This window comes from Lacisediminihabitans sp. (genome assembly GCF_036569425.1).
Classification (GTDB): domain Bacteria; phylum Actinomycetota; class Actinomycetes; order Actinomycetales; family Microbacteriaceae; genus Lacisediminihabitans.
In genome coordinates, this window is record NZ_DATCQQ010000020.1 from 18,458 (window position 1) to 43,967 (window position 25,510).

Below are 25,510 nucleotides of genomic sequence, written 5' to 3' on the forward strand. Positions count from 1 at the left end.
GAGGCCCCCGGGATTTCGGTTCCGGGGGCCTCCTCCCACAGAAGGTTTTCTTCATGACTTCCACCGTGACCCAACCGGCGAAGAGCGGCGCGCTCGAGCGGCGCAACCGCGGCGCCGACCTCACCTTCCGGCAGAAGCTCGGCCGCTGGGACGTGAAGTTCTCACCGTACGTCTATGTCGCGCCGTTCTTCATCCTGTTCGGGCTCGTCGGGGTCTTCCCCCTCGTCTACACCTTCGTGGTCTCGCTCAACAACTGGAACCTGCTCACCGGCCCTGGCAAGTGGGTGGGATTCGACAACTACGCCGCCGAACTGGCCGACCCGCTGTTCTGGAACTCGATCTTCAACACGTTCAGCATCTTCCTCATCTCCGCAATACCCCAGCTGATCGGCGCCCTCATCATCGCCGCGGTGCTCGACCAGAACCTGCGAGCCAAGACCTTCTGGCGCCTGGGCGTGCTGCTGCCATACGTCGTGACGCCGGTGGCCGTCGCACTCATCTTCAGCAGCGTCTTCTCCGAAAAGTACGGGCTCGTCAACAACATCCTGCAGACCATCGGCATCGACCCCATCATGTGGAAGACCGAGCTCTTCCCGTCGCACCTCGCAATCGCGTCGATGATCAACTGGCGCTGGACGGGCTACAACGCGCTGATCCTGCTGGCCGCGATGCAGGCCGTGCCGAAAGACGTGCACGAGGCCGCGGCGATCGACGGCGCGAATGCGGTGCAGAGGTTCTTCTCGATCACGATCCCGAGCATCCGACCCACCGTCATCTTCGTGATCATCACGTCCACCATCGGAAGCCTGCAGATCTTCACGGAACCGAAGCTGTTCAACGCGTCGAGCTCCGTGCCCGGCGGCCCGTTCCGGCAGTACCAGACGACGGTGCTCTACATGTGGGATGTGGCCTTCAACCGGGAGAACTTCGGCAAGTCCGCCGCGATCGCCTGGATCCTGTTCATCATCATCGTGCTCATCGGTCTGATCAACTTCTTCCTCTCCAGCCGCATCGCCACCTCGGACTCCCGCAAGTCCCAGCGCCGCACCGCCCGGGTCTTCGCCAGGGCCCGGCTGGCCTCGTCCCCGGACGCACCATCGAGCACCATCGCCCGTCTGCCCGCAGAGTCCCACCAGGAGCCTCGATCATGACCACCAGCACCCCGGCCCTGTCGGAAGCCCCACCTGGGCCACGCCGACGGCGCGGCCTCGGCATCGAACGCCGCCCCGGATTCCTCGTCTACGGGTTGCTCATCGCCGCCGTGGTCGGAGGCGCGTACCCCCTGTGGTGGTCGTTCGTGATCGGTTCGAGTGACAAGACCGCGCTCAGCGACACCTGGCCGCCGCTGCTGCCCGGTGGTCAGTTCTGGGCGAATGTGGGCGAGGTGCTGGACACCATCCCGTTCTGGAGCGCCCTCGGCAACAGCATCATCGTCTCGAGCGTGATCACCTTCTCCGTGGTCAGCTTCTCCACCCTCGCCGGCTACGCGTTCGCCAAGCTCCGCTTCCGCGGCCGTGAGGGCCTGCTGGTCTTCGTCGTCGCGACCCTCGCGGTGCCCACTCAGCTCGGCATCATCCCGCTCTTCATGCTCATGCGGCAGTTCGGCTGGACCGGCACGCTCGGCGCGGTCATCATCCCCACGCTCGTCACGGCGTTCGGCGTCTTCTTCATGCGCCAGTACCTCGTCGACGTCATCCCCGATGAGCTGATCGAGGCCGCACGCGTCGACGGCGCCACCATGATCGGCACCTTCTGGCACGTGGGCGTGACGGCCGCCCGGCCCGCGATGGCCATCCTCGGTCTCTTCACGTTCATGACCGCCTGGACCGACTACCTCTGGCCGCTGCTCGTCGTTCCGCAGAACCCGACCCTCCAGGTGGCCCTCAGCCAGCTGCAATCGGCCAAGTATGTCGACTATTCGATCGTGCTCGCCGGCGCGGTTCTCGCCACGCTTCCCCTCCTGGTGCTCTTCATCGTCGCCGGAAGGCAGCTAATCTCAGGAATCATGCAAGGAGCGGTAAAGGGATGACACAGATGTTCGACACGACGCCAGCGCGAGAGACGGCCACGCGTCGCGGATTCGCCAACAACTTCCTGTTCGGTGCCGCGACCGCCGCCTACCAGATCGAGGGAGCTGCCCACGAAGAGGGGCGCACCGACTCCGTCTGGGACGTCTTCTGCCGCCTGCCCGGCGCCGTCGTGCACGGCGACAACGGCGAGGTGGCCTGCGACCATTACCACCGGCACACGGATGACGTTGCGCTCATGGCGGACCTCGGCCTGCAGACCTACCGCTTCTCCACCTCCTGGTCGCGGGTGCGCCCCGACGGCCGCGACGTGAACAAGCCGGGCCTCGCCTTCTACTCGAAACTCGTGGACGAGCTGCTCGAGAAGAACATCAAGCCCTGGCTCACGCTGTACCACTGGGACCTGCCGCAGGCGCTCGAGGAGAAGGGCGGCTGGACCAACCGCGACACCGCGTACCGCTTCGCCGAGTACGCGGCGACGGTGCACGACGTACTCGGTGACCGGGTCACCGCGTGGACGACGCTCAACGAGCCCTGGTGCGCGGCCTTTCTCGGCTACATCGGCGGGGAGCACGCCCCCGGTCGCCAGGAGGTGCCGGCCGGCCTCGCCGCCGCGCACCACCTGCTGCTCGGGCACGGCCTCGTCGTGAACGAGCTGCGGTCACGCGACACGTCCCTCGAGCTCGGCATCACCCTCAACCTCACCGTGGCCGACCCGGTCGATCCGAACGAGCCGGGGGACGTCGACGCCGCTCGCCGCATCGACGGGCAGTTCAACCGGTTCTTTCTCGACCCGATCTTTCGCGGCGAATACCCCGTGGACGTGCTGGCGGATGTCGCCGGCAACGACTTCGAGACGGTCATGCAGCCGGGCGACCTGGCCATCATCTCCGCGCCGATCGACGTTCTCGGCGTCAACTACTACCACGGCGACTACGTGAGCTCACGGCCCGGCCTCGCCGAGGCCACGACGGCGGCGCCCTCCGAGCGGCCGAAACGCTCGCCATTTCCCGCCGCCGACGGCGTGTTCTGGCATCCGCGTGGGCTCCCGCTCACCGCCATGGATTGGGAGGTGCAGCCCGAGGGGCTCACCAGGCTCCTGCGGCGCGTGCGCGACGAGTACACCGGCGCGCCCGGCGTCGACCTCTATGTCACGGAGAACGGCGCGGCATACAACGACGTCGTCGAGGCCGACGGCTCGGTGCACGATGCCGACCGGCTCGAGTTCCTTCGACTGCATCTCGGTGCGATCCTCGATGCGATCGATGACGGAGTCGAGGTGAAGGGCTACTTCTACTGGTCGCTCATGGACAACTTCGAGTGGGCCTGGGGCTACGACAAGCGATTCGGCATCGTGCGGGTCGACTACGAGACCCAGCAGCGAACCCTCAAAGACAGCTCGATCGAGTACCGGGAGATCATCGCCCGGCGATCCCTCTAGCCCCCCGGAATCACTGGCTATACTTTCGATTCACATGAGTACCGTGCTCCCACCCCGCCGCGTCGCCCCGACGCTGGAAGCGGTTGCAGCCGAGGCTGGCGTCTCCCGGTCGACGGTGTCGCGCGTGGTGAACGGGTCGAACCAGGTGAGCCCGGATGTCGAGACCGCCGTGCACGAGGCGATCGAGCGGCTGCACTACATCCCCAACCGCGCCGCCCGGTCGCTGGCCAACAATCAGACGATGGCCATCGCGCTCGTGATTCCCGAAGACATAACCCGATTTTTCGGAGACCCATACTTCGCGTCCGTCGTGCAGGGCATCACCCGTGCCCTCGACGACAGCGACTACGTGCTCACCCTCCAGGTGGCGCAGTCCCATCCGAGCGCGAAGACCCTGCGGTATCTCGCCGGCGGCAACGCAGACGGAGCGCTCGTGGTGTCACACCACTCCGGCGACGTGTTCCTCGGCAACCTCACGAGCGCCATGCCCGTGGTCTTCGGCGGTCGGCCCATGCTGTTCGACGGCCCGCCGGCCTATTTCGTGGACGTGGACAATGTGGCCGCCGCGGAGCGCGGCACGCGATACCTCATCGAGAAGGGCCACTCGCGCATCGCCACGATCGCGGGGCCGCCGGACATGCCGGCCGGACTCGACAGGGCCACCGGCTGGGCGCGCGCGATGACCGACGCCGGGCTCTCCACGGCACGCATCGCCTACGGCGACTTCTCCCTCGCCAGCGGAGCGCGGGCCATGCGCGAGATCCTCGACCGCCATCCCGACCTCGACTCGGTCTTCGTCGCGAGCGACCTCATGGCCACCGGTGCGATCTCCGTGCTGCTCGAGCGCGGCCTCGCTATCCCCGGTAACGTCGCGGTGCTCGGATTCGACGACTCGCCATCGGCAACGAGCGGCGCGATCCACCTGACCACCGTGCACCAGCCGTCCGAGGCGATGGGCGCCGAGATGGCCAGGATGCTGCTGGGGCTCCTGCGCGGCGAAACCGTCGAACACCAGCGCATCATGGAGACCCACATCGTGGAGCGCGACTCCGCCTGACCACCGGCCCCCCGCATCCGCTCTACAGGGTGGCGAAGCGCAGCGCGGCCACCGCAACGGCGAGCAGCAGCAGCGCGATGTTCACGGGCAGGCTCTTCTCGCCCCGGCGCACGTGAACGACGAGCGCAGCGACCTGAACGACCGCGAGTCCGACCGCGGCAACGCCGGTGAGCACGGGCGCAATGCCGGTCGCGAGCGGCAGGATCACGCCGAGCGCGCCCAGCAACTCGACCGCGCCGATGGCCTTCACCTGCCCGGCGGCGAAGTCCTCGACATAGGCCATCTGCGGCTGCACGGCCTCCTTGCTGCTGGCGACCTTCATCACGCCCGCGAGAAGGTAGATCATGGTGAGGAGGGCGGAGGTGATCCACAGGGCGACGGTCATGATGTCTTCTCTCGGTTGGGTCAGTTACGATCAGTAACCAACAGCACGATTGGTTACTTTTATAGCCCATCGGTGCCACGCACTGCAGTGTTCGTCGCGAACACCGAGGGAAGAAACGGAGAACGCCGTGCACCAGGGGTTACCGGCGGAGGCCGGGGAGATGCAGGAATTGTGCTCGGCCACCGTGCAGTCCGGCGAGAGCATCCGGGACCTGCTCGACCACCTGAGCGACAAGTGGACGCTCCTGGTCGTGGGGATGCTCGAGCAGGGCGCCGTGCGCTACGGCGAGCTGAAGCTGCGCGTGCCCGGCATCTCGCAACGCATGCTCACCCTCACGCTCAAAAAGCTTGAGCGGGACGGCCTCGTGAGCCGCGCGAGCTTCGCCGAGATCCCGCCCCGGGTGGAGTACCGTCTCACCGCCCTCGGCGAGACCCTGCTCGCCCCGGCCCTCGCGTTCGCCCGCTGGGCCCACGAGAGCTCGGACGAGATTCTGGCGGCCCGTGCCCTGTACGACTCGCGCGCGAATTGACCGGGCCAAGGGACCTTCGACCCTGACCGGACGCGCCGGGAGTTGGAAGCGTAGACGTCATGAGCATCGTCATCGTCTACGAATCCATGTTCGGCAACACGCGCCAGGTCGCCGCGGCGATCGCTGAGGGGCTCACCCCGTACGGCCCGGCGACCGTGGCGAACGTCAATGACGCTTCGGCAAAGGATGCCGCGGAATCCGCGAGTCTGTTGCTGGTCGGCGGTCCGACCCACGTCCACGGGATGAGCCGTCAGGCGTCCCGCGACGAGGCGCGCAACTGGGCCAACGACCCGGCCAGGAGGCTCAGCCTCGAACCGCTCGCCCCGGGAACCGGGGTGCGGGAGTGGATCGACGGCCTGGATCGCGTGCCGGCCCTGTTCGCGGCGTTCGACACCCGGGCGGACATCGCACGGATTCTCTCCGGGGCCGCCTCCGGGCGCATCGAACACGAGTTGAAGGCACGCGGCTCGCACGCGGTGCTCCCCGCGGCGAGCTTCCTCGTGTCCAAGGACACGGTGCTCGAAGACGGCGAACTCGACCGTGCTCGCGACTGGGCCGCCAGCGTGGGCAAGGCCGCCGCGATCCCGATCGCCACCTGACGCGCGCGCTAGGTGAACTCGACTCCGGCCTTGGCCAGCCGGGCGCCGATCACCGCGATCGACTCCTCGCTCTGGTCGACGAGCACGAACCGGCGGCCGAGAGCGGCCGCGACCGCACCCGTCGTGCCGGATCCGGCGAAGAAGTCGAGCACCCAGTCGCCCTCGCGGCTGGATGCCTGCACGATGCGGCGCAGGATCCCCTCCGGCTTCTGCGTGGGGTATCCGGTCTTCTCACGACCGGTCGGGGAGACGATCGTGTGCCACCAGACATCCGTCGGAAGCTTGCCGCGAGCGACCTTCTCGGCGGTCACGAGACCGGGGGCCATGTACGGCTCGCGGTCGACCGCGGTCGAATCGAAATGATACGCCTGCGGGTTCTTCACGTAGACGAGGATCGTGTCGTGCTTGGTGGGCCACTTCGACTTGGATTTCGCCCCGTAGTCGTACGCCCAGATGATCTCGTTGAGAAAGCTCTCCCGACCGAACAGCGCGTCGAGCAGCACCTTGGCATAGTGCGCCTCGCGAAAGTCCAGGTGCAGGTACAGCGTGCCGTCGTCGGCGAGCAGGCGCCAGGCCTCGGCGAGCCGCGGCTCGAGAAACAACCAGTAGTCCTCGAAACGGTCGTCGTAGCTCATCAGGTCGCCCCGAATGCGCTCGTACTGCTGGCCCTTGAACCCCCGGATCGGGCCGTCCACCGACCGCACGCTCGTCGTCGACTGCCTGGCCTGGCTGCGCCCGGTGTTGAACGGCGGATCGAGGTAGATGAGGGTGAATGCGCCATCGGGCAGCCCGGCCGCAACCTTCAGGTTGTCTCCCAGAATCACCCGATTCGGGGAATCGGCTGTGAAGAGTGGGGGCATTCCCTCATTCTCGCATCGCGCCCGTCACGTTGCGTCGTCGAGCGCGCCGAACGTAGGCTCGATGGATGTCTACAGAAGTGCTGCATCTCCCGGGTCAGAACCGGTACGTCTTCGAGAAGGACGGCGTACAGGTCGGGCTCACCGACTACACCCTGCGCGGCAATTCCATCCACATCACCCATACCGAGATCGACCCGCACCTGCGGGGCGGCGGACTCGGCTCGGAAATGGTGCAGTCGGTGCTCGACGCCATCCGCACCGACACGAGTTACCGTGTGGTGGCCGAGTGCCCGTTCGTGGTCGACTGGCTCGAGCAGCACCCGGAATACCAGGAGCTCGAGCTGCGCGGCTAGCTTCGGCGGGATCCGCGATTGAGGTCGATCTTGACCTGGCCGTTGTAGATGCCCCGATCCGGATCTCCCGCCACCGGTGCCGGGGCGGGGAGAATCGTCTGGCGATCCAGTTCCATCGCCGCCTCATGCCGTGCGGGCGCGAAGACCTCGTCGCCGATGCCGATGAGTCCGGCCCCGGTGCCCGAACTCTTGGGCTTGTCATGGCCGCTGAGGTCGATGAGACCGAACCGCTGCGCGAGGTAACCGAGGACAACGACGCCAAGCACCACGGCACCGAAAATCCACCAGTTCATGCCTCAAGGGTAATCGACACTTCGGCGATTCGTGGATGGTGTCGATTCGCCCGGCCGCTCGGCGCGACTAGGGAACGCGCTGCAGCCACTCCTCGGTGCCGAACTTGTCCACGACGAGCTGCTGGGCGCGGGCCAGTTCGTCCATCGTGACGTCGCTCGACGTCGCCCCGTACAGGCCGGTGAAGGTCTCCTCCATGCGCTGGATGATCGCGGCGCGGCTGAGCCCGGTCTGGCTCCGCAGCGGGTCAACGCGCCTGTTCGCGCTCTTCGTTCCCTTGTCGCTCATCTTTTCGCGCCCGATCCGCAGCACCTCGACCATGCGGTCGCCGTCCATGTCATAGCTCATGGTCACGTGGTGCAGCACGGCGCCGGTGCCGAGCCTCTTCTGGGCGGCGCCGCCGATCTTGCCGGTGGGGCTCGTGATGTCGTTCAGCGGCTGGTAGAACGCGTCGATGCCGAGCGACTTGAGAGCGGTGATCACCCACTCGTCGAGGAAGGCGTATGAATCGGCGAAGGTCATGCCCTGCACGAGTTCGATCGGCGCGTAGATCGAATAGGTGATCACGGAACCCGCCTCCATGAACATGGCTCCGCCGCCGCTCACCCGGCGCACCACCTGGAATCCGTACTTCGCCGCGTTCTCGAGGTCGACTTCGTTCTTCACCGACTGGAAGCTGCCGATCACCACGCCAGGTTCATTCCACTCCCAGATGCGCAGGGTCGGCTGGCGGCGTCCGGAGCCGACCTCCTCCGAGAGCACCTGGTCGAGCGCCATCTGCAACACGGGCGGGTAAGCCTCCCCGTGGATGAGCTGCCAGTCGTAGTCGGTCCAGCTGGTCGCGCGGGCGAGCGAGCGGCGCACGGCCACGGCCACCGATTCCGGCGCGAATCCGAGCAGGATCGCATCCTCCGGCAGCGCTCGGCGCACCGCGGCGACGATCGTGGCCGCGTCACTGTCTTCCGGCAGGCCGTTCACCGCGCTGTCGATGCGGCCCAGGGCGCTGTCCGGCTCGAGGAAGAAGTCCCCGGACAGGTGGAAGTTCGCGATCAGGCCGTCGACGACGTCGAGGTCGACCACCACCAGCTTGCCGCCCGGAACCTTGAACTCGCCGTGCATGAGGTGCCTTTCGAATCGACTGCCCGCTCAAGCCTATGCCTCGCCCGCCCGCACCCGCCCCGCCGCGCACCTCGCGCCCGCACGCACTCACGTCCTCGCCCGCACCCACGCCCGCGCTCACGCCCGCACGCACGCACGCACGCACGCACGTTTCTCCGGAGCATCCGGGCGGCGAAGCCCCAAAACGACCCCAAACGGGTCGAATAGCGCGAAACCTCCGGAGAAACGCGGGCGGATGGGGCGGATGCGGCAGCGCGGCGAACCGCAGCCGGTGCGCCACGGCTCGCCCGCCGTCCCGTCCGCACGCACTCACGTTTCTCCGGAGCATCCGGGCGGCGAAGCCCCAAAACGGCCGCAGCGGGCCGAATAGCGCGAAACCTCCGGAGAAACGCGGGTGAGAACGCGGGTGAGAACGCGGGTGAGAGCGCGGGTGAGGCCGGCGGTCAGGTCGCGGGGGCGAGGCGGGAGAGCAGCCAGGCGATCGTGTCCGCGTAGACCTCTTCGCGATTGGTCTCGTTGAAGATCTCGTGCCGGGCATCGGCATAGACGATGAGTTCGACGTCGCTGAGCTGCGCGCGGCTGAGGTACGCCCGCGCGAGCTTCTCGACACTGCGCTCCCCGCCGAGCGTGTCCTCGCTGCCGATCTGGATCAGCACCGGGATGTCCCTGGCGAGCTTCCTGGCCGGGCGGCCGAGCAGCCGCAGGCTATCGACGAGCCCGAAGAGCTTCATCCCGTTGGCCTTGAAGGTGAGCGGATCGTCGAGGAACGCCTGCCCGACGCTGTCGTCGCGGCTGAGCCACTCGTAGCCGGTGCTGCCGAGGTGGGCGTGCTTCTTGGCGAGGTCACCGCCGTTCATGTGGATGAGCGTGCGGTACGCGGTGCCGGTGAGCACGAGGGCGTCGTAGTCCTCGGAGTGCTTGTTGACGATCGACTGCGCGATGAGCGATCCCCAACTGTGCCCGAGGAGGGCGAGCGGGACTCCCGGATTCTCCTCCCGGATGATCTGGCTGAGCTGCCGCACCTCCGCGATCGTGGAGCGGATGCCGCCCGGACCGAGGTCACCGAGCTTCGAGTGATCGCCACCCCACTGGTCGAGCCCCGTCTGACCGTGCCCGCGGTGGTCGTCGGCGTACACGGTGAAGCCGGCGGTGACCAGCTTCTGCGCGAGCTCCTCGTAGCGGCCGGCATACTCGCCGAGGCCGTGCGCGATCTGCACGATTCCGCGCGGCTTGCCGACCTTCCACTGGTAGAAGTGGATCGTCACGCCGTCCGCGTCGACGAAAGTGCGCTCCTGGCATGCGGCGATGAACTGGATCATCCGGCCTCCTCCGCTCGCGAATTCGTGCCCCCAGTGTATTGCGCCCCGCTGGCCCCGGATTTTCATTAGCAAGGCTAATTTGCTAGGCTAATCAATTGTGCCTCACGACGATCAAGAACTCCGCCTCTCCATCCAGAGACTCGCCCGCCGCATCCGTTCAATGCAGGCCGACGAAGACGTGACGGAGGGCCAGCGCAGCGTGCTCTTCGCGCTGTCGAACAAGGGCTCGCAGACCCTCGGCTCCCTCAGCGAGCACGAGCACGTGACGCCGCCGAGCATGAACCGCACGGTGAACGCCCTCGTCGCGGCGGGCCTCGTCACCCGGGTCACCGCCGAGGACGACGCCCGCAAGGTGACCCTGGACCTCTCGGATGTCGGCCATGCCTTCATCGACGAGACCCGACGGCGGCGGGACGCCTGGTTCACGAAACGGCTGGCGCTGCTCACCCCGGAGCAACGTCGCCTGCTCGACGAGGTCGCGCCGATCCTCAGGGAGCTCGCCGACCGGTGAGTGCCATGTTCCGCTCGCTGAGCGGCTTCAACTACCGCGTGTGGGCCGCCGGCGCGCTGGTCTCCAACGTGGGAACGTGGATGCAGCGCACCGCCCAGGACTGGATCGTGCTCACCCAGCTCACCCACCATGACGCGGCGGCGGTGGGATTCGTCATGGCGCTTCAGTTCGGTCCGCAACTCCTTCTGCTGCCGCTCAGCGGTCTCGTCGCGGACCGCTTCGACCAGCGAAAAGTGCTCATGACCACGCAGGCGGCCATGGGCGTGCTCGGCCTGGTCCTCGGCATCCTCACCGTCACCGGAATAGTGCAGCTCTGGCATGTCTACGTCTTCGCGCTTCTTCTCGGCTGCGCCGCTGCCTTCGACGCACCGGCCAGGCAGACCTTCGTTTCGCAGCTCGTGGGGCGGCAGAACCTCTCCAACGCTGTCGCCCTCAACTCGGCGTCGTTCAGCGCGGCGCGGATGATCGGCCCGGCTCTGGCAGGGGTGCTCACGGCTCTCGTCGGCGCCGGGCCGGTGTTCCTGATCAATGCCGCCTCCTTCGGTGCCGTGCTCGTCTCCCTCAAGTTCCTGCGGGTGAGCGAGCTTCAGCGGATGCCGCGGGCGCCGCGCCAACGTGGCGCGCTTGCCGAGGGATTCCGCTACGTGCTCACCCGGCCCGACATCTGCGTGATCCTCGTCATGGTCTTCCTGATCGGCACCTTCGGCCTCAACTTCCCCATCTTCATCTCCACCATGACCACCGCCATCTTCCACAAGGGGGCTGCCGAATTCGGCCTGCTCTCGTCGGTGATGGCCGTCGGTTCGGTGGTCGGCGCGCTGCTCTCGGCGCGGCGCGAGAAGCCTCGCCTGCGCTTTCTGTTCGTGTCGACAGCGGTCTTCGGCGTAGCCTGCATCGTCGCCGCGGTGATGCCGAGCTTCTGGGGTTTCGCCGTCGCCCTCACCGTGGTCGGGCTCGCCTCGCAGACCCTGATGACCACCGCGAACGGGGCAGTGCAACTGTCGACGCCGGCCCCGGTGCGCGGCCGGGTGATGGCCATCTACATGGCGATCTTCATGGGTGGCACCCCGATCGGTGCCCCCGTCGTCGGCTGGGTCGCCAACGAGTTCGGGCCGCGCTGGGCGCTCGGCGTGGGGGCGGCATCCGGAATCCTGGCCGCGGCGGTCGCGCTCGGCTGGCTGATTCGGTACCGGCACCTTCGACTGCACTTTGCCGATCGACGGCTGAGCCTGAGCCACGACGGCCAGCAGCAGTTGCAGGCCGTGCTCGCCGACGAGGTCACCGCGCAGAAGGGCTGACGGCGCTACGATACCGTCGCCGGGGCCGGCTCCGTGGGGAACATCACGCACACAGTGGTGCCGCCGAGCACGTGGTCGCTCTCGAGGGTGAGGCGGCCGCCGTGGCGTTCCACGAGCGACTTCACGATCGGGAGCCCGAGCCCGGTGCCCGGAATCACCCGGAGCGCCTCGGCCGGTGAGCGATAGAAGCGCTCGAACACCCGCTCGAGATCGTCTGGCGGGATGCCCGGCCCCCTGTCCGCGATCGTGATGCGCACCTCATCCGCCTCACACGTGGTGCTCACACTCACCGAACCGTGGGCGAGCGAGAACTTGATGGCATTCGAGAGGAGATTCGAGACGATCCTCGCCAGGTCGTGGGAGGCGGATCTGACCCACGGCGACTCGGCGGAGAGCGACATCGAGACCTCGATTCCGCGATCCCTCGCGGTGGTGGATTGCTCGACGATGCATTCCAGGACCACCGCATTGGCATCGACGAGCACGGCATCGCGCACGGGCACCCTGGAGGTCATGCTTCCGAGTTCGAGGAGGTCTTCCACCAGGTCGGCCAGCCGCCGGGCATTGCGCAGGATCACCTGGACGTATCCGCTCTGGGTCGGATCAACGACGGAGTCCTCCAGTTCCTCTGCGAATCCGAGCATGCTCGTGATCGGGGTGCGCAGCTCATGGCTCACCGACGAGACAAAATCGTCCTTCTGCCGGTTCAGGTCGCGCAGCTGGTCCACGAGCTCCTGCTCGCGCAGCAGGGCCTTTTCGTTGGCGACTTCCAGGGCATGGCGCTCGGTGATGTCGACGAACTGCGCGGTGAGAATCTCGCCATCGGAGTCGGTGCCGAGGGTGCTGAGAAAGAACTGCACCCGTCGCCCGGAGGGTGTGGTCGCCTCGCCCGCCTGCGCCGTGCCGTCGCCCGCGAAGTGTCTGGCGAGGATCCGAATCACCGGGTCGGGCCGCGTGAGGTCGATCACCCTCGTGCCGACGCTGGCGTCCGCGATGCCGTCCAGTTCCGGCCACCCCAACAACCGGGCCGCGGCGAGATTGCCGAGCACGATCCGAGCCTCGGGAAACACTCGCGGCTCGAGGATGAGCAGTCCGACCTGCGCGCCGACGAGGCCACCGCGCAGGAGTTGCTCGCGGGCGACAACCTGCCTGGCGAGCCGTTCGCGCTCGAGCCGCCCGGCGCCGTAGAAGAGCACCGACCCAGCCTGCGCGACGATGAAGATCTGAAGCATTTCGTTGGTCACGCTCGTGCCGAGGAACTCGGCGCCGGCGAAGGGCCCGCCGCCCAGGGAGGTGAGCACCGACGCGACGACCGCGGTGACAAACAGTTCGGCGATCACAAATCCGAAGCCGAAGCGGAAGGCCGCCCAGGACAGCACCGGAAGCGTGAGAAACGCGAGCGGAAGCGAATTGGAGAGGGAGAACACGAAGCCGAGAACCGCGGCCGCGACCAGAATCTGGGCCACCTGTTCGCTCCGGCGGCCCGAGCCGGGGCCGCCGAAGGACGCGAGGGCGGTCGGAACGATGACGATGACCGCCGACGCGTGGGATGCAATGACGGCTGCCATCGTCGCGACGAAGTCGCCCCCGTCCGCGAGCAGCACGACGAGCGCGGCGAGCGCGCCGATCGCGAGGGCCCCCAGCGTCGCAGAGATGAGGAGCCGACCGACGTCCCCCATGGTGCGCAGCCCGGGATCGTGGGGGCCGCCGGAGAGCAGGGAGCCAACGATCCAGGCCTCGCTCGCGTTCGCCACGCCGAATCCGATGGAAACGAGAATCGGCCGGCCCGCCGAAAAGTTGGAGGCGACGCCGATGACGAAGATCAGGGCCGCGACGGCCCACCGCGCGCGGCGCGCGAACAGCACGGCGAGCACCGCGGCACCCGCGGCCGGCCACCACGCCGCCGTCGTTGAGCCGGCGGGAGTGAGGAACACCGCCGAGACCCCGAGAAGATAGGTGAGGGCGAGGGCGGCGCCGATGATGCCGAATCGGGCCGGCGACCGCATCGCCCGCACGACTGTCACCGCGTTGCTGTGTAATCGCACGGTTCTCCCCCTCGAACTGGCCCCATTGTGTCAGACCCGCGCTCCCGGGCGCCCGGGATTGTTCCCGTTCGTCGCGACTGGCCAGGGGCGACCACGCACAAACCTGTCGGAGGGGCACACTCTCCGGTTAGGAGGGAGGCCGGGGCCGCGCCCTCAGCTCTCGCGGGTGATCTCCACCTTGACGAACAGCTGCGACTTGAACGGCCCCGCGTAGACGCCGCGCAGCGGGGGAACGTCGTTGTAGTCGCGACCGTGCCCGGTCGTCACGTGGCGGTCGCCGATGTCGATCTGGTTCGTCGGATCGAAGCCGCGCCAGCCATCGCCGCAGAACCACTCCACCCACGCGTGCGACTCGCCGGCCACCGTCTCGCCGATCGCGGCATGGGGCTTCGGATGCAGGTAGCCGGACACGTAACGCGCGGGAATGCCCACCGACCGAAGCGCACCGAGCGCGAGATGCGCGATGTCCTGGCAGACGCCCTTGCGGTGCGCCCAGGCCTCCGCGGCGGTCGTGTGCACTCCGGTCACCCCCTGCATGTACTCCACGCTCTCGCCGATGCGCACGCAGATGGCGAGGGCGGCGTCGCACGGGTTGTCGGTTTCGCCGACGATCGTCCTCGCCAGTTCGACCACATCGGCCGGAGGCTCTGTGCGTTTCGTCTGCTTGCGCTGCTCCACGTACTCGGTCGCCCGCTCCGCCTCGGTGGCGAGTTGCTCCCAGGTCACCACGTGCTCCGGATGATCCCGGGGGCGCACCTCCACGAGGCTCGTGGCGGTGAGCGCGAGCTCCTGGTGCGGGGTGAGGATCTCGAACGACGACACCCGGCTGCCCCAGTAGTCGACGTAGGTGTGATGGGAGGAGATCGGCAGGATCTCGAGGTTGGAGTAGAGCACGAACTGTCCGTCGCTGCTCGTCGGCAGCATCCGCGCCTCGTTGTAGCTCGCGGTGACCTCGCCGCCGTAGCGGAAGCCGGTCATGTGCTTGATGCGGAGCCGGTTCATGTGACCTCACCGACCCAGCTGGGCGCGGCATTGGTCGGGAAGTACCGCTGGCGAATCGCCTCAGACGCGGCGCTCGTGGCGGCCTGCACGTTGTCCATGTGCAGGCTCAGGTCGTCGAGGATCTCGGCGATCGGCCGGTACTCGAGCTCGCTGCGGATCTGGCCGAGCAGCCGCTGCGCCTGGTCGGCGACGCCGACCCGGTCGGTGCGCGGTTCGATGTCGCGCATGCACATTTCGGCGCGGCGCACGGAGAAGAGGATGCTGCGGGGGAAGAGCCGGTCGAGCAGCAGGAACTCGGCGGCATTGCGCGCGCTCGGCACGCCACGGTAGGTACGGAGGTAGGCCTCGTACGCCCCGCACGAGCGCAGGATCGTGGTCCAGGACGGCCCGCTCGCCTCGGTGAGCGACCGGGTGGAGAGCAACCGGGCGGTCATGTCCGCGCGCTCGATGGAGCGGCCGAGCGTGAAGAACTGCCATGCCTCGTCTCGGCTCGTCGCCGACTCGATGATGCCGACAGCGAGGGCGCTGCGCTCACGAACCCAGCCGAAGAATTCGTGCACCTTGTCGCTCGAGACCTTGCGCGGCATCCGCGCCCGGGTCGTATTGAGGCACTCCCACAGCTCGCTCGACACGATCTCGCGGGCCCGGCGGGCGTTCTCCCTCGCGGCGCCGAGCGAGTACGCGATCGACGCGGGCTCCGAGCGGTCGACGGCGAGGAGCTCGAGAACGTGCTGGCGGGTGAGCACCGTGCCCTCTGGCACATCGGTGCCCATGACGCTCAGCAGGGAACGGCAGGCGAGGTTCTCCTCGATCCACGGGTCCTCGAGCAGCAGTTGCAGGTGCACGTCGAGGATGCGCGCGGTGCCGTCAGACCGCTCGATGTAGCGGCCGATCCAGAACAGGCTCTCGGCGATGCGGCTCAGCATTCCGGCCCCGACTGTTGTTGCTGCTGTTCTTGCTGGCCCTGGCCGAGCGCACGGTCCCGTGGCGCCTGCTCGATGTGGTGCACCTCGCTGTAGACGATCGGAATCGCCTCGGTGGAGGTCGCCTGGTCGGCGACGAGGCCCTGAATCGAGCGCCGAGAGACCTGCAAGGGGTCCTGGCCGACGACCCAGGTGTCCTTCGATCCGCCGCCCTGGCTGCTGTTGACGACGAGTTCGCCCTCGGGCAGCGCCACGCGGGTGAGCCCGCCGGGCAGCACCCAGACATCCTTGCCGTCGTTGACGGCGAACGGCCGCAGGTCGGCGTGCCTCGGCCGCATGCCGTCCTCGACGAGAGTGGGGATGGTCGAGAGCTGCACCACGGGTTGGGCGATCCAGCCGCGCGGGTCGGCCAGCAGCCGCGCACGCAACTGGTCGAGCTCTTCGCGGCTCGCGGCCGGACCCACGACGAGGCCCTTGCCGCCCGAGCCGTCGACCGGCTTCACGACGAGCTCGTCGAGCCGGTCGAGCACCTCTTCGAGCGATTGCGGGTCTTCGAGCCGCCACGTGTCGACGTTGGGGATGATCGCCTCTTCGCCCAGGTAGTAGCGAATGAGGTCGGGTAGGTAGGTATAGACGAGCTTGTCGTCGGCGACCCCGTTCCCGATCGCGTTGGCGATGGTGACGTTGCCGAGCCGGGCGGCGAGCAGGAGGCCGGGAGACCCGAGCATCGAGTCCGCTCGAAACTGCAGCGGGTCGAGGAATTCGTCGTCGACCCGGCGGTAGATCACGTCCACCCGGGTGGGGCCGGCCGTCGTGCGCATCCACACGCGTCCGCCGGAGCAGAAGAGGTCGCGGCCCTCGACGAGTTCCACTCCCATCAGCCGGGCGAGCAGCGTGTGCTCGAAGTAGGCGGAGTTGTAGACGCCGGGGGTGAGCACGACGATCGTCGGGTCATCCACCCCCTCCGGCGCACTCGCCCGCAACGCCTGAAGGAGCTTGTGCGGGTAGTCGCCGACCGGCCGCACGCGCATGCTCACGAACAGTTCGGGCAGCGTCTGGGCCATCACTCGCCGGTTGGAGATGACGTAGCTCACGCCGCTGGGCACGCGAACGTTGTCTTCGAGCACCCGCCACGCGCCATTCTCGTCGCGGATGAGGTCGATGCCGGAGACCTGGATGCGCACGCCGTTCGCCGGCACGATGCCGGCGGCCTCGCGGTGAAAGTGACTCGACGAGCTGATCAGCGCCGCCGGGATCACGCCATCCTTGACCGCGTTCTGCCGCCCGTAGATGTCGGCGAGGAAGGCCTCGAGGGCGAGCACGCGCTGCTTGATTCCGGCCTCGACGTTCACCCACTCCGCGAGCTCGATCACGCGCGGCACCGCATCGAGGGGGAACGGTCGTTCCTCGCCGGCGAAGTCGAACGTGACGCCCTGGGCGAGGTACGAGCTGGCGAGGGCGTCGGTGCGCCCGCGCAGCTCCTCCTGGGTCATCTGCGCGAGCGCGGAGTGGATCTCCCGGTACGCCGTGCGCACGGAGGCCGGGGCCGCAAACATCTCGTCCCAGGGCTTCGCACCGGTCTTTGGACCCTTGGTGGCCTGGGCGCCGTATCCGTCGAACAGGCCATCCATGGTGTGAGCCTATTCCCCGGATGTTGCGGCGTTGTTTCGCCGCGGCGTACCCGCTGTTTCGGATGAGGCGTCTCTCACAGAAACAGAGCGTCGCGTCCCTCATCCGCTGGGCGGTGGGTGGTGGATGAGCGCCTCACGGGCAGACCCGCGGGAGTTCGCCCGGAGGCGACCCCGCCCACCGTCAACCGGTTGACGCTGCGAGCACGGGGGATGTTCTCGTCGCAGTGCTCTCGCGCACCACGAGCTCGGGCTGGAACACCACCTGCCGCGGCACCAGGGTCGGGTCGGCGGCCTCCTCGAGCAGTATCTCTACGGCGGTCTGCCCGATGAGCGCGCTCGGCTGGCGGATAGAGGAGAGCGGAACTACGGCCGCGCTCGCGAAGTCGATGTCGTCGTACCCAATGAGCGCGATCTCGTGGGGCACGCGAACGTCCGCACCCTGCATCATGAGGGCCTGAAGGACTCCCATTGCCACGAGGTCGTTGGCCGCGAACACGGCGTCCGGGCGCTGCGCCGGTGCGCGCGTGACCAGTCCGGTGCCGGCGGCGCGGCCCGCAATCACGCTCAGGGCGTCGAGGGTAATCACCTCGAGACTGGCATCCGGATGCGCCGAGACCGCGGTTCGCGCTCCCTCGAGCCGGTCGGTCACCTGCTGGATCTGCATCGGCCCGCCGATGAACGCGATGCGGCGACGGCCGATCGAAAGGAGGTGCTCTATCGCGAGAGCGCCGCCGGCTACGTCGTCGACCGAGACCGAACTGAACGAGGCATCGGCGCTTGTGCGGTCGACAAGCACGGCCGGGATTCCGCGGTCGCGCAGTTGCCGCAGCCGGCGGGTGATGTCGCCGAAGGGCGAAATCAGCACCCCGTGCATGCGTTGCACCTCGAAGAGGTCGAGGTAGGTGGCCTCGCGATCGGCCTTCTCGTCGCTGTTGCCGAGGATCACGGAGAATCCGTCGACCGCCGCGCGGTCCTCCGCCCCCCGTGCGAGATCGGTGAAGAACGGGTTGCGCACGTCGAGAACGACGAGTCCGATGGTGGAGCTTCGACCAGCCCGCAGCTGACGGGCGGCGTCGTTACGCACGAACCCGAGCTCATCGATGGCCGCCTGAACCCGGTTGGCCACCGCGATCGACACCTTCTCCGGCCGGTTCATCACGTTGGAGACGGTGCCCACCGACACGCCGGCGAGCGCCGCGACGTCTTTGACACTGGCTGACATGGGGATCCTTGGGTTTCGCGCAACGCTCCACTGCGTGCTCATTGAATGATGCCAGCATTTAACACTCACGGGGAACTTTTTTGGAACGATTCACAATCCCACTTGACGACGGGGAGCGCCACGTCGTAGAGTTCATCTCGTTCCGGATTTTAAAACGATTCAATTACCTCAACGCGGAGAATCAGCCGTCAATGTCGATGAGCCCCAGTAGCACTGCACCCACGATCGACGCCGCGCTGTCGCTGTCCTCGGCGACCAAGTCCTTCGGGGCAGTCGCCGCTCTCACCAACGGGACGATCGAGATCCTTCCCGGCGAGATCCACGCACTCGTCGGCGAGAACGGCGCCGGGAAGTCGACCCTGGTCAAGATCCTCGCGGGGGTGCACCAGCCAGACTCCGGTCGATTCGTCATCGACGGCGCCGAGGTCACCTTCAAGTCCCCGGCAGACAGCAAGGCAGCCGGCATATCGGTCATCTACCAGGAGCCGACCCTTTTCCCGGATCTCACCGTGGCCGAGAACATCTTCATCGGTCGACAGCCACGGGGGCGCTTAGGGCTCATCGATCGTCCCACGATGAGGGCGCGGGCCCGCGAGCTGTTCTCACGACTCGGAGTGCCCATCGATCCCGACCGCGTTGCCGAGGGTCTCTCGATCGCCGATCAGCAGATCATCGAGATCGCGAAGGCGATTTCGCTCGACGCGCGCATCCTCGTCATGGACGAGCCGACCGCGGCGCTGAGCGGTGTCGAGGTCGAGCGCCTGTTCGCGGTGTCTCGCAGTCTGCGCGACCGCGGCACCGGCATCCTCTTCATCTCCCACCGCTTTGAAGAGGTCTTCGACCTCTGCGACCGCATCACCGTGATGCGAGACGGTGCGTTCATCGCCACCCATGCCACCGCCGACATCACCGTCGACGGACTCGTTCGGGAGATGGTGGGCCGTGACATCGCGACGCTCTTCCCCAAGCAAGAGGCCACCATTGGCGAGGCGGTGCTCTCGGTGTCTAGCCTGACTCGAGTCGGGGTCTTCTCCGACATCAGCTTCGAGGTACATGCGGGCGAAATCGTCGCCCTTGCCGGTCTCGTCGGCGCCGGTCGCACCGAGGTCGCCCGAGCCATCTTCGGCATCGACCGCTATGACTCGGGAACCGTGCACATGTCAGGGAAGGCCCTCCGAGCGCACTCGCCCCAGTCCGCCATCGATGCCGGCATGGGCTTCGTTCCCGAGGATCGCCGCAAGCAGGGTCTCGTGATGGACCTGTCCGTGGCTCGCAACGCCACGCTGACGCTGCGTAAGAAGCTCGCCCGATTCGGCCTTATCAACTCGAAGGACGAGCGCAGGGCCGCCGAGGAGTGGAGCGCACGACTCCAGGTGAAGACCGGATCGCAAGACCTCTCGGTAGCGACCCTGTCGGGAGGCAACCAGCAGAAGGTCGTGATCGCCAAGTGGCTCGCGACGAGTCCCCGGTTTCTCATCGTCGACGAACCGACCCGCGGCATCGATGTCGGCACCAAGGCCGAAGTCCATCGTCTGCTTTCCGAGCTCGCTGTCCAGGGTATCGCCGTGCTGATGATTTCGTCGGAGCTGCCCGAGGTGCTCGGAATGGCCGACACCATCCTCGTGATGCACGAGGGCCGCATCTCCGCGCGACTCTCGCGCGACGAGGCGACCGCCGAAGCAGTAATGCACGCCGCAAGCGCAACGTCGGAGAGTGCGGAATGACCCAGACCATGACCGCCCCTCCGATCGAGAAGCCCGCCGCGGGCCGCGCGATCGGCAGAATCTTCGTCTCCCGCGAGTTCTCGGTGTTCGCCGCTCTCGCGGTGCTGATCATCGTGACCGCGACCGTCAATCCGCGATTCCTCGCGGCGCAGGGGGTCAAAGACCTTCTGCTCAACTCGACCATCTTCGTGATCATGGCGGTCGGCCTGTCCGTCGTTGTGATCACCAACAATGTCGACCTCTCGATCGGTGCGATTCTCGGGCTCTCGGCCTTCGGCACCGGATCGCTGTTCCACGCGTTCCCGAGCATCCCGATTCCGCTCGTCTTCCTCATCGGGATCGCTTTCGGCGCCGTGCTCGGGGCGATCAATGGGCTCGTGGTGACCATCGCCGGGGTGCCATCGCTCGTCATCACGCTCGGCACCTTGTACATCTTCCGGGGCATCAACAACGCCTGGGCCGGCAGCACGCAGTACTTCATCGGAAACGAGCCGCCCGCATTCGGCAACCTCTCGGTGCAGACGCTGTGGGGCATTCCGCTGTTTGCGATCGCCGCGCTCATCGTGGTGCTCATCGCCGCCGTGTTCATGTTCGGCGCCCGTGCCGGCCGTGACCTCTACGCAATCGGATCCGACACCGAAGCCGCCCGCTTGTTCGGCATCAAGGTCAATGGCCGCGTCGTCGGAGCCTTCATCGCCAGCGGCGCCCTCTCCGGCCTCGCCGGCGTTCTCTACGCCTCGCGCTTCAACTCGGTCGGTGCCGACACCGGCACCGGATTCGAGCTTCAGATCGTGGCGGCCGTCGTGGTCGGCGGCGTCGCGATCTTCGGCGGGAGCGGCACTGTCACCGGCGCCGCGATCGGTGCCGTGCTTCTGACCACCATGACCGGCGCCCTGGCGGCACTCAACGTGAGCAAGTTCTGGCAACAGGCCATCGTCGGTGTGCTGATCATCGCGGCGATTCTGCTCGACCGCATCCTGTCTATTCGAACCGCCCGCAAGCTGCGAGTGAGCGAGGCCCGCAATGTCTAAGACCGTCACAACGAACGCCACCGCCCGGCCCGTGAAAGCCAGGAGCACGGCACGGAGGCTGTTGCTTGGCCGCAACGCCAACACCGTGTACGCCCTTCTCCTGATCGTGGTCATCGCGAGCGTGCTCGTGCCATATTTCGCGGGGGTGGCAACGGTGAGCTTCCTGCTCATCGACGCCATCCCGATCCTTCTCATGGCCATGCCGATGGCTCTCATCATCATCTCCGGCGAGATCGACCTCTCTGTCGCGAGCACGGCCGGGCTCTCCGCCGCCGTGATGGGCGTGCTGTTCCATGACGCGCACTGGAACATCTGGTGGGTGTTCGTCGCCTGCATTTTCGTCGGGCTGCTCTGCGGGGCCTTCAACGGCATCCTGATCACGATGATCGGCCTACCATCGCTCGCGGTCACAATCGGCACGCTCGCCCTCTTCCGCGGGCTCGCGCTCGTCGTCATCGGCGACAATGCGGTGGCCGACTTTCCCATCGATCTCACGACCTTCGCCACGTCGACAATCGGGGCCACCGGTATCCCGACCTTCATGATCTTCGTCGCGATCGTCGTCATCGCCTTCGGCGTTCTGCTGCATTTCACCCCGTTCGGCCGCGCCCTGTTCGCGCTCGGGTTCAGCAAGGAGGCCGCGCGCTTCGTCGGCATCCGGGTGAACAGCTCCAAGTTCTGGCTCTATGTCGCGAGCGGCGGCATCTCGGCGTTCGCGGGTATCTTCTGGGTGCTGCGCTACTCGAGTGCACAGAGCGACAGTGTGACCGGCCTCGAACTCAGCGTCGTCGCTGCCGTTCTGCTCGGCGGCGTCTCGATCTTCGGCGGATCGGGCGGCATCGTCGGTGTTGTCGCGGGCGTTCTCATCATCCGCACCGTCAACTACTCCCTGCAGCTCGCCGGCCTTCCCGACACCGTGCTCACCATCGTCACCGGCTCGCTTCTCGTGCTCTCGGTCATCGCACCAAGCGTCACGACCGGCCTCCGACACTCGAGAGAAAAGCGCAGGAACCGCGCTCCATTACACGACGCAGCAGCTGCGTAGATAATTCGGCGCCGAGCACCCGGCGACGAGTCCACTAGGAAAGGAAGAACAGTGAAGTTGTTTCATCTTGCAGAGGGTCGATCCGTGGCCGTCCGCCGCATCCTGGCGGTCTCCGCCATCACCACCGCAGCCGCCATGGCTCTCGCCGGCTGTGCATCCGGAGGCGCGCCGTCGTCATCCGGCGGAAGCGCGAAGGGCTTCAGCATCGCCTTCGTGCCGAAGCAGCTCAACAACCCGTACACCGACGTCGAACTCGGCGGAGGAAAGAAGGCCGCGGCGGCGGTTGACGGGGTTACCTACTCCGTCGTCGGGCCGAACACCGCCAGCGCCTCGTCGCAGGTGAGCTACATCAACACGCTCACCCAGAAGAAGATCAACGTCATCGCGATCGCCGCCAACGACCCGAACGCGGTCTGCTCGGCGCTCAACCAGGCGAAGGCGGGAGGCGCGAAGATCATCACCTTCGACTCCGACACCGCCAAGAACTGCCGCAGCCTCTTCATCAACCAGGTCGTGTCGAAGGATGTCGGATTGATCGAGGTGAAGCAGGTCGCCGAGCAGATCAACTACGAAGGCGACATCGCCATCCTCTCCGCCACCGCCAACGCGACGAACCAGAACGCCTGGATCGAGTTCATGAAGGCCGAACTCAAGTCGAACCCGAAGTACGCGAAGATCAACCTCGTCGCGACCGTCTACGGCAACGACGACGACACGACCTCGTTCCAGGTCGCGCAGGGTCTGCTCTCCACGTACCCGAACCTCAAGGGCATCATCTCGCCCACGACGGTCGGCATCGCGGCGACGGCTCGCTACCTCTCCACCTCGGCGTACAAGGGCAAGGTCGCCCTGGTCGGCCTGGGGCTGCCGAACCAAATGCGCCAGTACGTCAAAGACGGCACCGTCAAGGCGTTCGCGCTCTGGGACCCGGCAAAGATCGGCACCGCCGCGGTCTATGCCGCAAAGGCTCTGGTCGCCGGAACGATCACGGGCAAGGAAGGCGACTCCTTCGAGGCCGGTGACCTCGGCACCCTGAAGGTCGGTGCAGACAACACCGTCATCGTCGGCCCGCCGACCGAGTTCGACGCTAAGAACATCGACCAGTACAACTTCTAAACCCTCCGCTCTCCCGGGCCGGGCCGCCCGGCCCGGGAGAGCATCCCTTCCCTTTTTTGCGGAGACCAGATGAATTCCCCCCTCGCCGGCGCTGACGTTCTCACGCCGAAGACGCGCCGCCAGACCCGGATCGGCCTCGTGGCCGGCGGTCTCGCCGCCTACTGGCCGCAGTTTCCGGATCTCCTCCCCCAGTTGCGAGCGTCCTCGGCCTATGTGACGTCGCGGTTCAATGCTCTCGATGCAGAAGTCATCGACGTGGGGTTCATCTCGGACGCCCCAGAGGCGAACATCGCCGCCGAGAAGCTGCGCGTCGCCGACTGCGACCTCATCGTCATCTTTCTCACCACCTACCTCACGTCATCGATGGTTCTGCCGATCGCCCAGCGCTCGAAGACACCGGTGCTCGTGATCGACCTCCAGCCCACCGAGGCAATGGACCACGCGAACTTCGACACCGGCAAGTGGCTCGCGTATTGCGGCCAGTGCCCCGTGCCGGAGGTGGCGAATGTCTTCCGCCGCGCCGGCATCCCGTTCCGCTCCGTGTCCGGCGACCTCAAGCAGGAGTCCGCGTGGGCGCGCATCGACCAGTGGGTACATGCCGCAGGAGTTCGCGCCACGCTGCGCAACGCCCGCCACGGCCTGATGGGCCACCTCTACCCCGGCATGCTCGACGTCTCCACCGACCTGACTCTCGTCTCCACCCAGTTCGGTTCCCACGTGGAGGTGCTCGAATTCGACGACCTGCGGGTGCGCGTCGCCGAAGTCACGGATGACCAGGTGCGGGAGCGCATGGAGCTCGCGAAGTCACTCTTCACGCTCGACCCTTCGGTCAAGGACGAGGACTTCGCCTGGGGCGCGAAGGTGTCGGTCGGTCTCGACCGCCTGGTCGAGGACTTCGACCTCGACTCCGCCGCCTACTACCACCGTGGGCTCCAGGGCGAACAACACGAGCGGCTCGGCGCGGGGATGATCCTCGGCGCCTCGCTGCTGACGGCCCGCGGCATCCCCTTCGTCGGGGAATACGAGTTGCGAACGAGCCTTGCGATGTTGGCCGCGCACACCATCGGGGCCGGCGGCTCGTTCACCGAGATCCAGGCCCTCAACTTCTTCGACAACGTGGTGGAGATGGGCCATGACGGGCCTGCACACCTCGCTATCTCCGAACGTGATCCGCTTCTTCGCGGGCTTGGTGTCTACCACGGCAAACGGGGATACGGCGTCTCCGTCGAATTCGACGTGAAACAGGGTCCGGTCACGACCTTCGGCATCGGCCAGGACCGCGACGGCAGCTTCACCTTCATCACCAGCGAGGGCACCGTCGTGCCTGGCCCCGTGCTGGCGATCGGAAACACGACCTCCCGCGTCGACTTTGGCGGCGATCCCGGGGAGTGGGTGGACGAGTGGTCGCAGACCGGCATCGGCCACCACTGGGCCCTCTGCGTCGGGCATCGCGCCGGCGACATCCGCGCTGCCGCCTCGCTTCTCGGCATCGAGCACCGGCATGTGGACATGGCGACGCTGCCGCGGTGGCGCTCATGAGGCGTGTGTGCTTTCAGCTGCAGGTGAAGCCCGGCCACGTCGAGGCCTATCGCGAAGCCCATGCCGCCGTGTGGCCCGAGATGCTCGAGGCCCTGCGGGACACCGGATGGCACGACTACTCGATCTTCCTCTCGCCAGATGGTCTCGTGATCGGCTACTTCGAAACCGAAGACCTCCAGGCGAACCTCGATGGCATGGCGGCCCACCCGGTAAACGCCCGCTGGCAGGCGGCGATGGCCGAGCACTTCGTCGACCTCGACGTGCCGGCGGATCAGGCGTTCTCCTTGCTCGACGAGGCATTCAACCTCGACGACCAGCTCGCTCGGACCCGGTCGTGACAATTCGCCCTCTACCCCGTATGGTGGACCTGAAACGATTCACTGAATCGTTTCAATGTTCTATCGACACTCACTAATCGACACTCAATAAGGGACACAAGAATT

Annotated in this window: 25 protein-coding genes; 15 read left to right on the forward strand and 10 right to left on the reverse strand. The window is 66.8% G+C overall.

The window, feature by feature from the left end; translation table 11 throughout:
* Positions 1–53 precede the first annotated feature (53 nt).
* The 4 genes from VIM54_RS03255 to VIM54_RS03270 are packed head-to-tail and all read left to right on the forward strand — an operon-like array spanning position 54 to position 4,525.
* The gene (locus VIM54_RS03255) at positions 54–1,151 is read left to right on the forward strand and encodes a sugar ABC transporter permease (protein WP_331899133.1); all 1,098 of its coding nucleotides are present in this window, start codon (positions 54–56) and stop codon (positions 1,149–1,151) included.
* Entirely contained in the window at positions 1,148–2,029 is an 882-nt protein-coding gene (locus tag VIM54_RS03260; protein ID WP_331899134.1) for a carbohydrate ABC transporter permease, read from the forward strand. The genes VIM54_RS03255 and VIM54_RS03260 overlap by 4 nt, the downstream gene beginning before the upstream one ends.
* Positions 2,026–3,468 (forward strand): GH1 family beta-glucosidase, encoded by a 1,443-nt coding sequence (locus VIM54_RS03265; protein WP_414673157.1) that lies wholly within the window; start codon positions 2,026–2,028, stop codon positions 3,466–3,468. The genes VIM54_RS03260 and VIM54_RS03265 overlap by 4 nt, the downstream gene beginning before the upstream one ends.
* Positions 3,469–3,502: 34 nt before the next feature.
* On the forward strand, positions 3,503–4,525 hold the full coding sequence (locus VIM54_RS03270; RefSeq protein WP_331899135.1) for a LacI family DNA-binding transcriptional regulator: 1,023 nt from the start codon (positions 3,503–3,505) through the stop codon (positions 4,523–4,525).
* A gap of 22 nt (positions 4,526–4,547) precedes the next feature.
* On the opposite strand, the gene VIM54_RS03275 is transcribed toward VIM54_RS03270, so the two are convergent.
* Positions 4,548–4,910, reverse strand: coding sequence for a DoxX family protein (locus VIM54_RS03275; protein WP_331899136.1), 363 nt, complete (start codon positions 4,908–4,910; stop codon positions 4,548–4,550).
* A 160-nt stretch (positions 4,911–5,070) separates the two neighbouring features.
* Here VIM54_RS03275 and VIM54_RS03280 point away from each other — a divergent pair, with 160 nt between their 5' ends.
* Both VIM54_RS03280 and VIM54_RS03285 read left to right on the forward strand, forming a co-directional pair.
* A complete protein-coding gene (locus VIM54_RS03280) occupies positions 5,071–5,439 on the forward strand; it encodes a helix-turn-helix domain-containing protein (RefSeq protein ID WP_331899138.1) in 369 nt (122 codons plus the stop codon).
* A gap of 59 nt (positions 5,440–5,498) precedes the next feature.
* Complete coding sequence (locus VIM54_RS03285) at positions 5,499–6,038, forward strand: flavodoxin family protein (protein ID WP_331899139.1); 540 nt, start codon at positions 5,499–5,501, stop codon at positions 6,036–6,038.
* Positions 6,039–6,046: 8 nt separating this feature from the next.
* Here VIM54_RS03285 and VIM54_RS03290 read toward each other — a convergent pair whose 3' ends face one another.
* Positions 6,047–6,898 carry a site-specific DNA-methyltransferase gene (locus tag VIM54_RS03290; RefSeq protein ID WP_331899141.1) on the reverse strand — a complete coding sequence of 284 codons (852 nt, stop codon included), beginning with the start codon at positions 6,896–6,898 and terminating at the stop codon, positions 6,047–6,049.
* Between the two features lie 65 nt (positions 6,899–6,963).
* On the opposite strand from VIM54_RS03290, the gene VIM54_RS03295 reads away from it, so the two are divergent.
* Positions 6,964–7,251 (forward strand): GNAT family N-acetyltransferase, encoded by a 288-nt coding sequence (locus VIM54_RS03295; protein WP_331899143.1) that lies wholly within the window; start codon positions 6,964–6,966, stop codon positions 7,249–7,251.
* On the opposite strand, the gene VIM54_RS03300 is transcribed toward VIM54_RS03295, so the two are convergent.
* The 3 genes from VIM54_RS03300 to VIM54_RS03310 all read right to left on the reverse strand — a co-directional run bounded on the left by VIM54_RS03300 (position 7,248) and on the right by VIM54_RS03310 (position 9,980).
* Positions 7,248–7,544, reverse strand: coding sequence for a hypothetical protein (locus VIM54_RS03300; protein ID WP_147784458.1), 297 nt, complete (start codon positions 7,542–7,544; stop codon positions 7,248–7,250). The two genes, VIM54_RS03295 and VIM54_RS03300, sit on opposite strands and share 4 nt — an antisense overlap.
* A 67-nt stretch (positions 7,545–7,611) precedes the next feature.
* Positions 7,612–8,661 carry a biotin/lipoate A/B protein ligase family protein gene (locus VIM54_RS03305; RefSeq protein ID WP_331899148.1) on the reverse strand — a complete coding sequence of 350 codons (1,050 nt, stop codon included), beginning with the start codon at positions 8,659–8,661 and terminating at the stop codon, positions 7,612–7,614.
* Positions 8,662–9,104: 443 nt separating this feature from the next.
* Entirely contained in the window at positions 9,105–9,980 is an 876-nt protein-coding gene (locus tag VIM54_RS03310; protein ID WP_331899150.1) for an alpha/beta hydrolase, read from the reverse strand.
* A gap of 97 nt (positions 9,981–10,077) precedes the next feature.
* On the opposite strand from VIM54_RS03310, the gene VIM54_RS03315 reads away from it, so the two are divergent.
* Both VIM54_RS03315 and VIM54_RS03320 read left to right on the forward strand, forming a co-directional pair.
* Positions 10,078–10,491 (forward strand): MarR family winged helix-turn-helix transcriptional regulator, encoded by a 414-nt coding sequence (locus tag VIM54_RS03315; protein ID WP_331899152.1) that lies wholly within the window; start codon positions 10,078–10,080, stop codon positions 10,489–10,491.
* A 5-nt stretch (positions 10,492–10,496) separates the two neighbouring features.
* Positions 10,497–11,789 carry an MFS transporter gene (locus VIM54_RS03320; protein ID WP_414673164.1) on the forward strand — a complete coding sequence of 431 codons (1,293 nt, stop codon included), beginning with the start codon at positions 10,497–10,499 and terminating at the stop codon, positions 11,787–11,789.
* A gap of 5 nt (positions 11,790–11,794) precedes the next feature.
* On the opposite strand, the gene VIM54_RS03325 is transcribed toward VIM54_RS03320, so the two are convergent.
* From VIM54_RS03325 to VIM54_RS03345, 5 genes are all read right to left on the reverse strand, one after another.
* Positions 11,795–13,834: an ATP-binding protein gene (locus tag VIM54_RS03325; RefSeq protein ID WP_331899156.1), complete on the reverse strand. Its 2,040-nt coding sequence runs from the start codon at positions 13,832–13,834 to the stop codon at positions 11,795–11,797.
* Positions 13,835–13,987: 153 nt separating this feature from the next.
* Positions 13,988–14,836, reverse strand: coding sequence for a transglutaminase family protein (locus tag VIM54_RS03330; protein WP_331899158.1), 849 nt, complete (start codon positions 14,834–14,836; stop codon positions 13,988–13,990).
* Positions 14,833–15,762: an alpha-E domain-containing protein gene (locus tag VIM54_RS03335; protein ID WP_331899160.1), complete on the reverse strand. Its 930-nt coding sequence runs from the start codon at positions 15,760–15,762 to the stop codon at positions 14,833–14,835. The genes VIM54_RS03330 and VIM54_RS03335 overlap by 4 nt, the downstream gene beginning before the upstream one ends.
* Positions 15,756–17,390 carry a circularly permuted type 2 ATP-grasp protein gene (locus VIM54_RS03340; RefSeq protein ID WP_331899162.1) on the reverse strand — a complete coding sequence of 545 codons (1,635 nt, stop codon included), beginning with the start codon at positions 17,388–17,390 and terminating at the stop codon, positions 15,756–15,758. The genes VIM54_RS03335 and VIM54_RS03340 overlap by 7 nt, the downstream gene beginning before the upstream one ends.
* 181 nt (positions 17,391–17,571) lie before the next feature.
* Positions 17,572–18,612: a LacI family DNA-binding transcriptional regulator gene (locus VIM54_RS03345; RefSeq protein WP_331899164.1), complete on the reverse strand. Its 1,041-nt coding sequence runs from the start codon at positions 18,610–18,612 to the stop codon at positions 17,572–17,574.
* Positions 18,613–18,803: 191 nt separating this feature from the next.
* On the opposite strand from VIM54_RS03345, the gene VIM54_RS03350 reads away from it, so the two are divergent.
* From VIM54_RS03350 to VIM54_RS03375, 6 genes are all read left to right on the forward strand, one after another.
* Entirely contained in the window at positions 18,804–20,336 is a 1,533-nt protein-coding gene (locus VIM54_RS03350; protein ID WP_414673158.1) for a sugar ABC transporter ATP-binding protein, read from the forward strand.
* On the forward strand, positions 20,333–21,367 hold the full coding sequence (locus tag VIM54_RS03355; RefSeq protein WP_331899166.1) for an ABC transporter permease: 1,035 nt from the start codon (positions 20,333–20,335) through the stop codon (positions 21,365–21,367). Before VIM54_RS03350 ends, VIM54_RS03355 begins: the two co-directional genes overlap by 4 nt.
* Positions 21,360–22,412 carry an ABC transporter permease gene (locus VIM54_RS03360; protein ID WP_331899168.1) on the forward strand — a complete coding sequence of 351 codons (1,053 nt, stop codon included), beginning with the start codon at positions 21,360–21,362 and terminating at the stop codon, positions 22,410–22,412. Before VIM54_RS03355 ends, VIM54_RS03360 begins: the two co-directional genes overlap by 8 nt.
* Before the next feature lie 84 nt (positions 22,413–22,496).
* Positions 22,497–23,528, forward strand: coding sequence for a rhamnose ABC transporter substrate-binding protein (rhaS, locus tag VIM54_RS03365; RefSeq protein ID WP_331899170.1), 1,032 nt, complete (start codon positions 22,497–22,499; stop codon positions 23,526–23,528).
* 69 nt (positions 23,529–23,597) lie between these two features.
* The gene (locus VIM54_RS03370; RefSeq protein ID WP_331899172.1) at positions 23,598–25,067 is read left to right on the forward strand and encodes an L-fucose/L-arabinose isomerase family protein; all 1,470 of its coding nucleotides are present in this window, start codon (positions 23,598–23,600) and stop codon (positions 25,065–25,067) included.
* On the forward strand, positions 25,064–25,405 hold the full coding sequence (locus VIM54_RS03375; RefSeq protein ID WP_331899174.1) for an L-rhamnose mutarotase: 342 nt from the start codon (positions 25,064–25,066) through the stop codon (positions 25,403–25,405). Before VIM54_RS03370 ends, VIM54_RS03375 begins: the two co-directional genes overlap by 4 nt.
* Positions 25,406–25,510: the final 105 nt, after the last annotated feature.

What these genes read in the sequence shown, in the direction of transcription:
- VIM54_RS03370 (WP_331899172.1), top strand. Translation starts at nt 23,598, where the DNA reads ATGAATTCCCCCCTCGCCGGCGCTGACGTTCTCACGCCGAAGACGCGC.
- VIM54_RS03360 (WP_331899168.1), top strand. Translation starts at nt 21,360, where the DNA reads ATGTCTAAGACCGTCACAACGAACGCCACCGCCCGGCCCGTGAAAGCC.
- VIM54_RS03290 (WP_331899141.1), bottom strand. Translation starts at nt 6,898, where the DNA reads ATGCCCCCACTCTTCACAGCCGATTCCCCGAATCGGGTGATTCTGGGA.
- VIM54_RS03300 (WP_147784458.1), bottom strand. Translation starts at nt 7,544, where the DNA reads ATGAACTGGTGGATTTTCGGTGCCGTGGTGCTTGGCGTCGTTGTCCTC.
- VIM54_RS03330 (WP_331899158.1), bottom strand. Translation starts at nt 14,836, where the DNA reads ATGAACCGGCTCCGCATCAAGCACATGACCGGCTTCCGCTACGGCGGC.
- VIM54_RS03285 (WP_331899139.1), top strand. Translation starts at nt 5,499, where the DNA reads ATGAGCATCGTCATCGTCTACGAATCCATGTTCGGCAACACGCGCCAG.
- VIM54_RS03270 (WP_331899135.1), top strand. Translation starts at nt 3,503, where the DNA reads ATGAGTACCGTGCTCCCACCCCGCCGCGTCGCCCCGACGCTGGAAGCG.
- VIM54_RS03340 (WP_331899162.1), bottom strand. Translation starts at nt 17,390, where the DNA reads ATGGATGGCCTGTTCGACGGATACGGCGCCCAGGCCACCAAGGGTCCA.
- VIM54_RS03280 (WP_331899138.1), top strand. Translation starts at nt 5,071, where the DNA reads ATGCAGGAATTGTGCTCGGCCACCGTGCAGTCCGGCGAGAGCATCCGG.
- VIM54_RS03375 (WP_331899174.1), top strand. Translation starts at nt 25,064, where the DNA reads ATGAGGCGTGTGTGCTTTCAGCTGCAGGTGAAGCCCGGCCACGTCGAG.
- VIM54_RS03275 (WP_331899136.1), bottom strand. Translation starts at nt 4,910, where the DNA reads ATGACCGTCGCCCTGTGGATCACCTCCGCCCTCCTCACCATGATCTAC.
- VIM54_RS03320 (WP_414673164.1), top strand. Translation starts at nt 10,497, where the DNA reads ATGTTCCGCTCGCTGAGCGGCTTCAACTACCGCGTGTGGGCCGCCGGC.
- VIM54_RS03350 (WP_414673158.1), top strand. Translation starts at nt 18,804, where the DNA reads ATGTCGATGAGCCCCAGTAGCACTGCACCCACGATCGACGCCGCGCTG.
- VIM54_RS03345 (WP_331899164.1), bottom strand. Translation starts at nt 18,612, where the DNA reads ATGTCAGCCAGTGTCAAAGACGTCGCGGCGCTCGCCGGCGTGTCGGTG.
- VIM54_RS03295 (WP_331899143.1), top strand. Translation starts at nt 6,964, where the DNA reads ATGTCTACAGAAGTGCTGCATCTCCCGGGTCAGAACCGGTACGTCTTC.
- VIM54_RS03310 (WP_331899150.1), bottom strand. Translation starts at nt 9,980, where the DNA reads ATGATCCAGTTCATCGCCGCATGCCAGGAGCGCACTTTCGTCGACGCG.
- VIM54_RS03255 (WP_331899133.1), top strand. Translation starts at nt 54, where the DNA reads ATGACTTCCACCGTGACCCAACCGGCGAAGAGCGGCGCGCTCGAGCGG.
- VIM54_RS03335 (WP_331899160.1), bottom strand. Translation starts at nt 15,762, where the DNA reads ATGCTGAGCCGCATCGCCGAGAGCCTGTTCTGGATCGGCCGCTACATC.
- VIM54_RS03260 (WP_331899134.1), top strand. Translation starts at nt 1,148, where the DNA reads ATGACCACCAGCACCCCGGCCCTGTCGGAAGCCCCACCTGGGCCACGC.
- VIM54_RS03355 (WP_331899166.1), top strand. Translation starts at nt 20,333, where the DNA reads ATGACCCAGACCATGACCGCCCCTCCGATCGAGAAGCCCGCCGCGGGC.
- VIM54_RS03265 (WP_414673157.1), top strand. Translation starts at nt 2,026, where the DNA reads ATGACACAGATGTTCGACACGACGCCAGCGCGAGAGACGGCCACGCGT.
- VIM54_RS03305 (WP_331899148.1), bottom strand. Translation starts at nt 8,661, where the DNA reads ATGCACGGCGAGTTCAAGGTTCCGGGCGGCAAGCTGGTGGTGGTCGAC.